Consider the following 14,680-nt stretch of genomic DNA (forward strand, 5'->3'; position numbering starts at 1 on the left):
TTCACTTCTTTCGCTTTACATTTAAACCCATGGTTACAATTTCAAAGGGGGCTACTGGTAATTTAATAGAATCATTGGATACAGCTAATGTTTTAGCCTGTTCTTCTAATATGTTACTAAGATAATATTGCTTCACCTTATTGTTATTACTAATATTGACTGCTCCATCATGACTCATCATATTAAAAAATCGCATATGCAGATCGTCAGTTAGGGCCGAGACTTTAACAGACGTTAAAACAGTCTCCTTTGAAGTATCTACCGATATATATTGATGACTAGCAGAAATGGAACCACCTTGCATTGGTAACTGAATCTTAGACCATGGAATCTGGTATTGATAAGCTTGCTGATACATTTCAGCAACAGAATTCTCCTGATTTCCATGAGGGAAAATTTTAAGAGCAGCAGATTGATCACCTAAACATTGTGCTTCAGGAGTCGGGAAATACCCCCAGTCTCCTAATTCTCCTACCGATCGAACTAATGTAATGGCAATGGTATTCCTGTCATCTCTCAGCACTTCGTATTCATTTAATCCCTTATTAGCAATTGTTACGCCTTTTTCTCCGTCATGCATACTAACAAATGCCTGCTGATGTTGTGAATGATCCGGATTCGCCCACTGATCTGATGGTTGGTTATTTCTTTTAGCTACTTCAAATATGGAATCCGCATAATGCACTTTGCATTCAATGTCTGTAGGGAACAGAGCACGCAGACGGTGGTCCTTCGCTACATTACAGTAAAAGATTTGTATATCGATACCCTTACCATTTCGCTCTAAACTAACGTGAGTTTTGATTGTAAACGATATTGTTTTTTTGCTTCGACTTGCTTTACGACCGGTAAACCACACAAGTTCTTGTTGCTCCGTTTGTAACCTAGCCTCAGCACTTTCCGGAACTTCTAATTCATGAATGATTTCATAGGTAGCTCGAATAGGTGTATCCTCTACTAGCTTGATAGATGCTTGTAATTCTTCTGTTGTAATAGGAAGATCTTTATATGCTTGTTTAAACATGTACTCATTTCCAATATCCCCTGAATCCTCATAGAATAATAGATTTTCAAAAACTTGATTGGTCACTTTATTTCGAATATGGAGTGAACCATTTGCATTAATTTTAATATACATATAATCATTTTCGAGTACATTTTTTGCTGAAGCAATTTGATTTTTCCTATTGCTTTCCTTCTCCCCGATCACTAAAGCAAATGTCTGGTGACTTAAAGCTGCTACATCTTGTGCTTCTAGTGACACTTTTATTCTTTTTGCTAAATAAGGTTGTCGGAATTGATTTTTGGGCAAATCATAATCAAATATCACCCCTAAATCTTCTATCTCATAATCCAATATAGTACCTTTCTCATCTATTAAAATTCTCTTATCAATTGGATATTCTTCTAGTTGTTTTCGGTTAACTCCCTCTGCAAAATATTCCCGTTTCATTTCCAGCTCTACTGTTACCACGCCAGTGCGTCTTTGTCCTGTTGTATTAAAAATTGCAAATGGAATCGGGTCTTCACCATACTTCTTAAATAACGTGGTATCTATTTGCTTCGAGAGTTTTTCTAATACATCTTTTTTCATGCTTTCTGCCATATGTTTGCTCTTTTCAAATCTTGTTACCATTTCTCTGTGTACTTCATCCACACTACAACCACAAATACTATCATGAGGGTGGTTCTTCATAAGCATTTTCCAAGCATATTCGATTACATCATGGTCATACTTATCGCCCATTAAATAAGCGAACGTAGCTAATGGTTCTACTTCACTTTCTAACAAAGTTTGCACTTCTTGATTCATTTGTTTTAAATAAACCCTAGATGAAGCTGTATTTACTAATGTTCCCCACCCATCCGTATGTTGACTTCGCAATTCTCCTTCAACAGTTTTTAAATGATTTCCAATTCGTTTATGATCAAGTTGTTCTACATAATCATTAAAATTAGAATGAATAAATTCAACATCAGGATATAGTTCCTTTGCTATTTCAATAGCCTTAGACAAATCCTTTTGTACTGGCTGATGATCACATCCATTTAACATTAGTAAGTGGTTAGAAGATGCAAATTTCTTCACCGCCTCCAAATGTCCATCCCAATATTTTCTTGCTGCTTTTCTTTCTGAAGGTATTTCATTTCCATTACAATACCAATTAGCAAAAAGAATTCCGATTACTTCTGTTCCATCAGGGGACTTCCATTTCATTTCTGAATAAGGAGACTCATACATATCTGCTTCACTTACTAAATTATTAAAGCCTGTAGGTTTTACCCCTCGACCAAATGTGGCGTGCTTAATCCCAGCCTGAGCCAATAATTGTGGCGCCTGACCGATATTTCCGAATGAATCAGGAAAATATCCAATCTTAGATACATTTCCCCACTTCTTAGCATCTTTGATACCATATTGTAAATTGCGTATATTAGCTTCACTACTTGTTAGAAATTCATCCTGCAATATATACCATGGGCCGACAAAAAGGCGTTTTTGCTCTATTAATTGTTTTACTTTCTCTCTTCGTTCTGGACGTACTTCCAAATAATCATCTAATATGATCGTCTGACCATCCAAGTGGAAACTTTTGAAATTTGGATCATTATCGAGTGTATATATTAATTGATCCATAAATTCTACTAATAAGAAATGATGTTTCTCGTATGGTAAATACCATTCTCGATCCCAATGTGTATGAGAAATAATATGAACGATTTTCTTTTCCTCCGATTTACTCACAACAATACCCTCCAAATTAACGATCAAATTCGGTTAAATGTTTTAATTTCATACGATTGAACATAAACTTCACTTTGTTGTTTCTAATTCATTTATTCTTGCATTTAATATGTAAGAATGGCTCGTTATTATTGGAAAAAAACGAGCCACATATGTTATAAATTAAAACTAACTATCTTCCCAACGATCATAAGCGTCTTGATGGATTTGAATATACTGTTCAATATTCATATTTTCGATTGTTTGAATATATTCATCCCATTTAGAAAGAGGTTCTACACCAGTAATGAATTTTGCTTCCATTTGTTCTACATATGATTCCAAATCTACTTCAATTGTATTTATCGTATCTTGTTCTTCATCTGATAAATATACTAAAGGAAATGCCGTTTCTGCATATGGATCAACTTTTTCTTGTGTTTCCTTTTCGATAAACAAATCAAAATCTGACCTTGGTGCATTTTCAACTACATCAACTAACATAGGCGTTGTAATGCCGTATGCTGGTGTAAGGGATCCACGGTAGTCCTCACTACTTTCATACTCTTCCGGAACTTCTAAAAATTCCCTTTGCCCATCTTCTCCTTCTTCCCATAAGTAACCTTCTGGGCCTTGATCAAAATAATCTCTACCCTCTTGCGAGTATAAATAATCAATCCATCTCATAGAAGCTTCAGGATGCTGATTATTATTCGTAATAGCAAAGGCACCTCTACTAATGCCGGGGTTACCTGGTAAAACAATTTCAGGAGAAACATCACTTGTTAATGGATGGTACATTGGATTATTGATTGCCTCTCCCTCCGTCTCACCTGTTGTAAAGAAAGAGAACCAATCTGGGAATAATCCTAATCGATCTTCTTGACCTTTTGCTTTCTTTTGTTCATCTGCCTGTGAGAAAGTCTCAGGATCTAGTAACTCTTCTTCGTATAATTTATTCATATAGGTTAAGTATTCTTTGTAGTTTTCTGTCATAGGTGCATAACGCGCTTCGCCATTCACTTCTTCCATTCCCCATTCTTTCATTCCAAATGCAGCCAAAAACCACCTTCTTGTACTATTCATTTGAACATCTGTTAATGGAATTTCGTCTGCTTCACCATTTCCGTTAGGATCCTCCGTTTTAAAGCGAACTAATAATTCATATAATTCTTCCGTAGTTTTTGGTAATTCCTCCACACCTAATGCATCCAACCATGTTCCGTTATACCACATTGGTCCCGCAGGCCAAGCAGCGGTAGGATGCTGGTTAATAGCAGGTAGAGCGTATATATGTCCATCTGTTGTTGTAATAGATCTTTTGATTTCAGGATTTTCTTCCATTAATGCTTTAAAATTAGGTGCATATTCATCAATTAAATCTTCTAAAGGTTGTAAAATACCTTGTTGTCCATAATCTACTTCCATACCTGGTGTTAGATCTCCTGTTCCAGCTCCGAAAATAATATCAGCGATATCACCACTTGCAAATGCTAAGTTCAATTTTGTTTGAAAATCACTTAATGGTGGTGTATCATACTCAAAATAAATATTTGTTTTTTCTGAGTATTGCTGTAATGTTGGCATATCCTCCCATTCAGCTAACCCTGTACCTGGTGCCATTAGTGACAATGTAATTTCTTCGTCTACTATCGGATAATCTTCTTTATTTACATTAACGTCTGATGACGATGATTCATCGTTTTCTTTATTATCGTCATCCCCTGTAGTCTCATCATCACTACATCCAACAATAAATGCACAACATATAAAACTTATTAATAAATACCATAGTTTTTTCCTCATTACTTAACCCCTCTCTTTTTGTTAAATAAAGTGATTCCAGTGAACATTGGTCAAATTATATAATATGAACCACCCCCTTAATATAAAGTGAGACTTTCATCAGTGGGGGGTTTTGTCCCCTCACTGGTGATTAGTTAAATTTATCAGGGTGTTAGCGTCCGTTATCCCCCACTTAGCTTTTTTGATTTACTCGAACCTTGAAGGGGGTTTTACGGACGATTAGCACCGTGATAAAGTAAGACTTCTTTTTATCCTTTAAGTGATCCAATCATAACGCCTTTGACGAAATACTTTTGTAAGAATGGATACACAATAATAACTGGTAGTGATGAAACAATCATTACCCCATATTTAATGATGGCTGCTAATTGTTGATTACTATGAATCAATTGTGCTGCTTCTCCTGTCATTGTGGTGTTATTAGAAGACATATCTTGTAAAACTAATATTTCCCTTAGTACCAACTGCAGTGGAAATAAATCACGATCTGAAATATAAATCAAGGCATTAAAGTAACCATTCCAATGACCAACTCCATAGAAAAGTGCCATTACAGCAATAATTGGGGCTGATAAAGGTAGAATAATTTTAAAAAACAATTTAAAATTGGATGCTCCATCAATCGTTGCAGCTTCTTCCAATCCTTTTGGTATCGTAGATTGGAAAAACACCCTAGCAATTACGATATTCCACACAGCCGCGGCATTAGGTAACACCATTGCCCAGATCGTATCAATTAACCCTAGATCTCTTACTACTAAATAAGTTGGAATTAACCCACCGGTAAAAAACATAGTTAATACAAACAAAGCAGTAAACAATCCTCTCCCATAGAAATCCTTTCTTGATAAAGCATAAGCAGCAGGAATTGTAACCAAGAGGTTAATTAGTGTACCTAAGCCTGTATACACAACAGTCATTAAGTATCCTCGCCAAATCGAATCATTTCCAAAAATTAATCGATAACCCTCAAAGGTAATATCTTTCGGAAGCAACCACATTTTCCCCGAATTCACATATGTAGGATTGCTTATAGAAGCACTAATGATATAAATTAGTGGGTAAAGTACGACTATCAACGCAATAGTTAAACAAAGATAGACAAAGAATTTAAACACCTTATCGGCTTTCGCTTCATACAAATTTGAATCCATTTTCTATAGAACCTCCCTTACCATAAGCTTGTTTCACTTGTTTTTCGGGCAATCTGGTTAACAGCAATTAGTAAGATTGCATTGATGATTGCATTAAACAAACCAACCGCGGCTGCAAAACTATATTGCGCATCTAATAAACCAGCTTGATAAACAAAAGTTGCTATTACATCCGATGCTTCTAGATTTAAAGGGTTTTGTAATAGTAATATTTTTTCAAAACCTAATGCCATAATATTACCTAAATTCATAATTAAAAGAATAACCATGGTCGGCACTAGAGTTGGAATATTAATGTACATAATTCTCTGAAATCTTGATGCCCCGTCCACTATGGCTGCTTCATGTTGTTGAGGATCTACTCCAGATAATGCAGCAAGATAAATAATCGTCCCCCAACCAGTGCTTTGCCATACACCTGAAAGGACATATACGGTTTTAAACCATTTCGGATCAGTCATAAAACTAATAGGTTCGAAACCAAAGAATTGTATGATGTGGTTAATAATACCTGTTGTTGGTGATAAGAAGGCAATAATCATACCTGAAATAACCACTACTGAAATAAAATGAGGTGCATATGTAACGGTTTGAACGGTCCTTTTATATAACCCATCTTTTACTTCATTTAATAATAACGCCAAAATAATAGGTAGAGGAAAACCAACAACTAATTCATAAATACTAATTCCTAAAGTATTTTTCAAAAGATCCCAAAAGTAATAGGAATTAAAGAATCTTTCAAAGTGTTTTAGTCCTACCCATTCACTTCCTAAAAATCCTAATGATGGAACATAATCTTTAAAAGCAATTTGGATTCCATACATCGGTACATAATGAAAGATAATAAAATACAACAATGCTGGTAATATAAAAATATACAATTGCCAATTTTGTAGAATTTTTTTTAGTCTAGACTTTTTCACTTTCGTGAGATTTATTTCATCTTTTGATTTGTTGGTGATTGTTGTTCCTAAACTCATGTAGCACTTTCCTCCTTTTTTGTTGTGTTTTTGTTTGTATAACTGTTTTCATCATAAACAACTTAAGAAAGCGCTATCAATATGTAGTTTTAATTTTCTATTGTCATTATTCGCACTATACAAAAAGAAAACCCTTGCTAATCAAGGGTTTTCTTTTTAATTAATATGTGAAATTCATTTGATATGTAGAACTTGACAATCGGTCTAATACTTTAGCACATAAGCTTTGATAAGCCTAATAAAAAGTTAAACTTTGAAATACTTTAAGACTTATTATTCAAAATCCCTTTTATAACTATTGGACTTTTATTTAATATCACTCCACTTAACTTTTTGTCCCATAGCATTGGAAAGAGCGGCAGCTTGATTAACAGTAGTTAAATTAAGAATATCCTCTTTTGTGATTGTTGACTCTATACGATGTTTTATCGACTGAATCCATTGTTCCATGGGCATTAATAAAGGACTTGGTAGTTCATCAACTGGCATCCATATATTGTCTGTATTATTAGCTCTGAGTTTGACTTTTTCATCTTCGATCAATAATGTTCCTTCTGTTCCATATAGTTCGAGTTGAAATGGACTCCCACTCGAAAGAAAACTAGTTTCTGCGACACCTAACACACCGGACTCATATGCGATTGTTACCACTGCATTATCATCTACATCATATGCATCTCCAATAGATTGGAGAATAGCTGATACTTCTTTTATTGCTCCCCCTGCCAAGCGATTTGTTAAATAAATTGGATGTGCACCTAAATCAATTAATGCACCGCCGCCACTTTGCTCTTTATTAAAGAAATAATCTGGTAACCAGCCTAAGGAGCTGTTGGCTGAAGGAACCGCCCCATTATGCGCAAATCGGCAACGAATAAATGTTAACCTGCCAAGTAATCCTCTATCTAACACATCTTGAGCATATAAATAATAACTATTCGTTAAACGTGGTAAGGAAACCATTAACCGTATACCATTATTCTCCACTACATTCATTATTTCATGACAATCTTGTTTAGTAAAAGCTAAAACCTTTTCTGTGAAAATATGCTTTTTATATTGTGCTGCTTTAATGATGACTTTTTTATGTAGATTAGTCGGTGTATTAACTATTACTCCATCTACCCTATCATTTGATAATACTTTATCTAATTCTGCCTCAAAAGGAACCCCAAGTTCTTTAGCCCATTGTTTCCCACGCTCTAAATCTTCATCCCATACCATAGTAATGGTTATGTCATCATTTCCTCTAACTTGATTTGCGTAATCATCAGCATGCACATGCCATCTACTCAACAAAGCTACATTTAACAATTTATATTCCTCCTTTTAAATGATAGATCTTAATTGCTCTATTATTGAGGACTGAAATAATAATCACAATATGTTAAAACTCTAATTTATATGTGATCCTTGATAATACTAATTTCGCTAATGAACAGACTAGTTAGACTATCACAACAGGAATATGCCAAACTTTTATTGGGAAACAAATTTATTTTAGTTGGTTGAAAAAAATCCAACTTATAGGTCAACTCCTTCAATTTAGAAACAAGAGGTTCAATTATTAGCAGGTTCCGTGTAAACCTGCCGATATTTCCCTGGCGTGATTCCAATCTCGTTCTTAAATTTACGAGTAAAATTTGCCACATCTTTATAACCTACATCTAGCACAATTGCCTTGATGGGTTTATCCGTTTCGACTAACTGAGTCTTTACTTCTTCCATGCGTAAATACTGCACATATTGTTTAAAGGTATAGCCGGTTTGTTCTTTAATAAATCGACTGACATACGAAGCTGACAATCGAAATTCAATTGCTATTTTTTCTAGCGATAGATCATAAAGACCATAATGGTTATGCAAATACTCAATAATATCATATTTAAGTTGTTCATTATGACTCTTCTTATTCTCATTCACTTCCTTGCATGCATGAAAGACTAAGTCATTCAGTCGCTCAAATAATTGCTCTATAGTCTGGAAGTCAAAAATTTGTTCACATGTTTTTTTTGATGGGTTAACACCTATATCTGTGATAGTTTTAATAACTGTATTGATAATATCGAAGCATATTGCTTTTAAAAAGGACAAAGATAATTCATTTTGTTGTAAATTATCAAAAACCGAAAACAATGCTTCTTTAGCAACTTGACTATCTCCCTGCTTAATACTTTGAACAATTTTCAACAAATCCTCTTTAGGATACCCTACATCACATTCCTTTTCTTCTTTAATATTTTCAAAATAAATGCAACTTCCCTGACTATAAAAATATTTATGCTCTAATGCTACTAATGCTTCAATATAGGACCTGTTAATCATAGTAGTTTTTTCACAAATTGTTCCTATGCCTATCATCGGTTTAATTCCCGTTATTTCTTTTATATCTTGTTTTAATTGCTTTACAAACTCATTACGCTTTGCTTGAGCCATTGATTGATCGCCATTAATTTTCACAACTAGAGCAATTGCATCCATATATAATAAATCGATACCATATGCTGTAACATCTGCTAGTATAATATTAGTAAATAATTCATAAATAGTTTCTCGCTCTGTTATTTTTTCCTTAGATAATTGTTGCTTCTCCAAAGAAATAATCATGGAACAATAATAATCACCATGAATATCAAGATATAATGTTTCATTATATCTATTAATTTCCTCTTCACTATTAAAATCACCTTTAATAATCTTAGTTAAAAATTGATCCTTTGCAAAAGTTTGGTGTTTAAATATTGTTTCACTAAGCATTTCATGGTCTTCAAAAACAGAGGTAACGGTCCTCTTTATAGTATCTAGTTCATTAATTCCTTTTAACTCCAATTTCCTGTTATTGCTTACAGAATCGAATAAAGATCTGATTGGTTGATACTGCTTTTTGGCAAGTACAATGGCTAAAATACTACCAACAATAAACAAACTAAGGCACAATACGATCATTATCGTTATTGTATTAGATAACCGTTCAAAGAACTGATCGGTTTCCATCATAATAATAAATTTCCATCCTGTTATATCGGACTCTACAGTAGCAAGTGAATACTTATTTCCATTTAACTCAACAGTATTTACCTCTCCATAACTGTTATTTTCAATATTTATTGAGTTGCTGTCTATATTTTCATCTTTTATCGTCGAGGCAATAATTTGATTTTGTTCAGATATTATATAAGCATTGCCCTTAAAATCGCTCATCGTATTTGCTATTAATTCATTGATTGTACGATCTTTAATAAGATAAACAACCGTTCCATAGCTATTGTTATTGTCTAAAGTTAAAGGAAAAAAGTATGTAATATAATGGTTGTTTTTGTCTCGATTCGATAATTGATCAACAACAGTATTAATTGGTATATTTGTTTGCAAGCTATCTAATAAATGGTTATTATCCCAATTATAAAATTGGTATTTTCTGATTAAGGAAGGAACTGTATAGGAACCTTCCGAAGAATAAATAAGATCATTACCATGGTAATATATTAAAATTTCTTCAATGATTGAACTGTTTGCCTTATATTTCTTCAATTCATCAATAGCTTCTAAACCATAATATTCATGGTTAAGCATATATGGTGTTAACCTCGGGTCATACGCTATTCGATTGGCAATTGTTTCTAATTCACTTACCCTTTCGTTTGTAAGTGTTGCAACTTGCTCTAATTTACTTAAATTTGACTGTTCTATTTCTTCCTTTAGATTAGAAACAGAGCTCAAATAAATAATGGAACTCATTACAATAAAAGGGACCAAAAATACAACTAAATAAGAAACAATATATTTTATTAACAATTTAGATTTGATCATAGCATAGCCCCTCCATGAAGTACTAAACCAGCAAAAGTCTTATTATAATGCACTTACACTTTCGTTTTGTATCCGCTTTCTTTTATCTTCTATCAAAATACAGGCACGATAGGAAAACCATACAATTGGGTATAATGTCAAAGATGCTCCCATAAACACTGTGAAAATTGGCAGTATATTATATAAATAATATAATGGTAATAAAGTTATTATCATTGCTATTGACTCAACTGGTCGAGCTAAACCTATGAATAATGCTTGTTTAAAGTATTGAAAGAACTTCAGGTCATATCGAATATACACCGTTTGGAAATGAATTAAACTAACAATAAACAGCACAATTAATATGATAAGAAAACTATGGAAATAAAAGGACTGAATAAATTGTTTAGATATGTAGTAATCTGCATAAAGAAATAACCCTATAGATCCCCAGATCAGACCAAAACCATTCGCTTTCAAAAAATTTGTTCTGTAAAAATGCCAGAATTGTCTTATGATTGGTATGTCAAAACCTTGTACAAACCATTTATGAATGATATAAACCGTTGCCAACGTTGCCGGTACTACTCCGAAAATGCCTAAACCCAGAAGACTAAAAACAAGCCAAAGCAAATGCAGTAACATAATTTTACCTAACCAATTACCAAAGCTATATAGATATTCGAGAAATCCATTTAAATAAGACACACTAATCCCCCCATCTATTTGATTCTATAAATTAATGATACAGAAAAAACCCCAAAAAGGAAAGCCCTTACATTTGTTTGTATTTCTGTTATTAAATCCCCTGGAGCATTTACTATTTTACATTTCTTCTTAATAGATCCTATTCAAAAATAAGCATGGAAGCTAAACCTCCATGCTTATTTTTAACGTATGTAACAATTAATCTAGTGACTGATAAACAGGAAAATCTTGTGATGCCCATGCTTTTTTACTAGTCCAATCTTTAGCGTCTTCTTGCCAAAAGGGATCACTTTCTTTTAATCCCAGAGGTAGGAATATAAAAGCGGATAAGTATAGACTTCCTGTCGATACATATGCTTCTCCTATTTCTGGCTGATGACCTGTAAATCCAATTTTCAACCAGCCATTTTCATTAAAAACTGCATCGGATGAAAATGTTCTCTTTATAACAGATGTTAATGCTGCTCTAACTTGACCTGCAGTTAACTCTGAGGGCAGTTCATATCTCAGTACTTGATTGGCTAAATGATGGAAAGCACCAAAACGATATGCCAAAGATCGACCAATGGGTGGATATGTACCTTCAGGAGAGATCATCCGCTCTTGAATTACTGCATATTGAACAGCTCTTTCACGGAATTTTTGATATTTATCCGACCAACTACTATATTTAGGTCCCACCGTTTCTGAAATATCCAACAACATAGGATGAATCACATAACTATTATAATAATCTGCATGAAATGAGTTACCATCACTATACAAACCATCGCCAACATACCACTGTTCAAATTGATTAAGCGCATAATCAATACGCATGGGATCCCAGTCATCTTCTCCCATTTTATACAGGGCCGTCTCTATGATAGCCGAAAATAACAACCAGTTTGAAAAGTGAGGTTTACGACTTCTTGTCGCTTTTAATGCCTTTATTACATTTCTTTTGGTTATAGGTTCCAACTGATACCATAACGCTTGAGGAGCACGTAAAATTGCTTGTGCAAAAAATGCTGTATCCACAATAGGTTGATCACCTACTGAAAAATTCATGTAATCCTTTGAATTAGGATTTGTTGCATGATCAATACATATTCTTACCCGTTGAACATATTCTTTTCGGAGCTTTTCCTCTGCTTCATTTTCAGCATGCGACTCTAACCATGGAGCCATTCCATTTATTAATCGGGCAAAAGCTTCTAAATAAGAATAAGATTCCCGATTGCTATCCACTTTTTGTTCGATTGGCATTTGTACAACTAGTTGTTCTTTTTCTAATGCTGAAAGCAGAGGGTCCGCAATATCCAGCATACTCCTTAACCAATAGGATCGATCCAAAGTCATGCAGGCAACTCCCTTCCTGTTATTCTCTTTTACTATAAAACTTCATTTTATTTTCTACTTTTTTCAATGATTGATATGAAAACCACATCGTTATAAATGTTATTCCACTTCCTGTAAATATAAATATGATACCAGGAAAATGATAGCCAATAAAGAAAAAGGCACAAATATTAATTAGAATCAAAATGGTATGTAATGGGGATACAAGTGCAACAACAAATGCAAAGGTTATATAATCAATGAATTTAGCATTGTAATGGACAAATGTCGGAAAAATATAGGCGGAAATGATACTTACTAAGAACGCCAAACCAAATAGCAAGAACAAGAGTAACCATCGGACCCAGTGATCTAACGTGTTAACCAGCATAATATTCACATATATTAAACCACCTACTAAGATCAAAAAATAGCCTATCATATTTGCTTGTTTGAAGTTATTCTTGAACTCTAACCAAAATTGTCTGAATAAAGAGAAGTCCTGGTTACCGCGAATCCATTTCCTCTCGATAGCCAGTGCAGCAACTACAGACGGAAAAAAACCGAGGAATAGTAAACCCATCACGCTAAATATTAGCCATAGTATATTCAGATAGGCAAGTCGCGAAATCCATACTGTTGTCTTATATAAAATACCTTCATTATACATATTTCGCTCATCCCTTTTCTACTTTTTTGGCGAGTGCTTATCGAAGTATAGAAACGATGAAAAAAGGAGGATATTCCCCCCTTTTTTCATCAATACACTTTTTAATTTCTATTTTTCAACCATTCTTGACTCTCTTTTTGTGCTTTCTCCACCGCTTCTGTTGCTGACCTTTCACCTGTCAAAGCAGCTTCCACTTCAGAAGTTAATATAAACCGTGGCTGTGACGAAGCCCAAGGGTATCTAGGTGTCCAAGGTGTACTCATGGCTTCCATAGTCGGATCCATTAAATTTTTCACCTCTGCGTAACTGTCCCAAGTTTCTGCCGCTTTAATAGCTGGCATTCCATTTGCTTCTTCGAATATATATTGTTGTACAGTCTCGCTTGTTGCAAACTTCATCCATTCCCAAGCTAAGTCTTTATTTTCACTATCCTTGGCCATGGTAATGGGACTTCCTGCAAACATACCGCCTACACCTTCATCATTCTTAAACTCTTGGGCAATAGCAATCCGATCGCCTAGACCTTGAGCATATGCTGGCATAATTGTATCACCAGGTCCTTGATTAAGCATGATAGCAATATCGTTATCTGGTGTCAGCCATTTTTCACTACCTTGGTCACTTACTAATCCATCAGGAGCATATTCTTTCATGTCTAATAACCATTCTAATCCGGATTCCATCTCGGGACTGTCAAAATTAAATTCAATTTCATCCCAGGCAAATCCATTTCCCCAACTGCCATTTTGACCCTCAGCAATATTAATTAATGTAAAGGCAGAAGACCAATCACCACGGAACCAAATACCATAGTTTTCTTCACCAGAAACCGGATTTTCTCCTGTCATCTGTTTTGCCTTTTCTTCTATTTCTTCCATAGTAGGATGTTCAGAAAGATATTCAACACCCCACTCATCAAATAATTGCTTATCATAAGCAATGAAACGTGCATCACCTAAGAAAGGCAAACCATAAATCCCTAACTCATCACTATCAGAACCTAATGCTTTCCATCCATTCACTTGATTATCAATAAAGATATCCAAATCGAACTCTGAATCATTTTCAATATATGGCTCTAGTGGTTCTAGTACATCTTGAGCCGCAAAGTCCGCAATACCTGGCATTTGATAAACATCCGCTTCACCAGAAGTAATCATTGCCTGTGTCTTTTCTGTATACCCTTCCCAAGGCATGATGATAAATTCAACCGTCGCACCTGGATGCTGACTTTCAAACTCATCTTTAATAACCTGAAGACCTTTAGTAGTTTCTCCTGTAATCGGGTCCGTGGAATCCTCCAAATCAAAATCACCAATTAGCTGAACTTTTATGGTTTGGCCTTCCCATTCACCATCTACAGCACCTTCGTCATTTCCAGAACCATTATCACCTGCAGTATCATCTGAACTGCAACCTACTGCTAAAACAGCTACTACAAACATAAATAACAACATTAACCAAAAACTTTTACCTTGCTTCATGTTTTTACCCCCTTATAAATTTGAAGTTCACTATCTGA

General features: G+C 34.5%; 10 protein-coding genes. All 10 read right to left on the minus strand.

The window, feature by feature from the left end:
- Position 1: 1 nt before the first annotated feature.
- Positions 2 to 2,746, minus strand: coding sequence for an alpha-mannosidase (locus tag BM121_RS06730; protein WP_091482644.1), 2,745 nt, complete (start codon positions 2,744 to 2,746; stop codon positions 2 to 4).
- 168 nt (positions 2,747 to 2,914) lie between these two features.
- Positions 2,915 to 4,531, minus strand: coding sequence for an extracellular solute-binding protein (locus BM121_RS06735; RefSeq protein WP_091482645.1), 1,617 nt, complete (start codon positions 4,529 to 4,531; stop codon positions 2,915 to 2,917).
- Between the two features lie 248 nt (positions 4,532 to 4,779).
- Positions 4,780 to 5,685: a carbohydrate ABC transporter permease gene (locus BM121_RS06740; protein WP_091482646.1), complete on the minus strand. Its 906-nt coding sequence runs from the start codon at positions 5,683 to 5,685 to the stop codon at positions 4,780 to 4,782.
- A gap of 17 nt (positions 5,686 to 5,702) precedes the next feature.
- Positions 5,703 to 6,668: an ABC transporter permease gene (locus tag BM121_RS06745; RefSeq protein WP_091482648.1), complete on the minus strand. Its 966-nt coding sequence runs from the start codon at positions 6,666 to 6,668 to the stop codon at positions 5,703 to 5,705.
- A 306-nt stretch (positions 6,669 to 6,974) separates the two neighbouring features.
- Positions 6,975 to 7,982, minus strand: a complete 1,008-nt coding sequence (locus BM121_RS06750) for a Gfo/Idh/MocA family protein (protein ID WP_091482650.1) — start codon at positions 7,980 to 7,982, stop codon at positions 6,975 to 6,977.
- Between the two features lie 246 nt (positions 7,983 to 8,228).
- Positions 8,229 to 10,478 (minus strand): helix-turn-helix domain-containing protein, encoded by a 2,250-nt coding sequence (locus BM121_RS06755; protein WP_091482651.1) that lies wholly within the window; start codon positions 10,476 to 10,478, stop codon positions 8,229 to 8,231.
- A 42-nt stretch (positions 10,479 to 10,520) separates the two neighbouring features.
- On the minus strand, positions 10,521 to 11,168 hold the full coding sequence (locus BM121_RS06760; RefSeq protein ID WP_091482653.1) for a YesL family protein: 648 nt from the start codon (positions 11,166 to 11,168) through the stop codon (positions 10,521 to 10,523).
- 198 nt (positions 11,169 to 11,366) lie between these two features.
- Entirely contained in the window at positions 11,367 to 12,509 is a 1,143-nt protein-coding gene (locus BM121_RS06765; protein WP_091482654.1) for a DUF2264 domain-containing protein, read from the minus strand.
- Between the two features lie 19 nt (positions 12,510 to 12,528).
- Positions 12,529 to 13,158: a YesL family protein gene (locus tag BM121_RS06770; protein ID WP_091482656.1), complete on the minus strand. Its 630-nt coding sequence runs from the start codon at positions 13,156 to 13,158 to the stop codon at positions 12,529 to 12,531.
- 101 nt (positions 13,159 to 13,259) lie between these two features.
- Complete coding sequence (locus BM121_RS06775) at positions 13,260 to 14,642, minus strand: extracellular solute-binding protein (protein ID WP_091482657.1); 1,383 nt, start codon at positions 14,640 to 14,642, stop codon at positions 13,260 to 13,262.
- Positions 14,643 to 14,680: the final 38 nt, after the last annotated feature.

It is taken from the genome of Gracilibacillus orientalis (assembly GCF_900114645.1).
Taxonomy (GTDB): Bacteria; Bacillota; Bacilli; order Bacillales; family Amphibacillaceae; genus Gracilibacillus; species Gracilibacillus orientalis.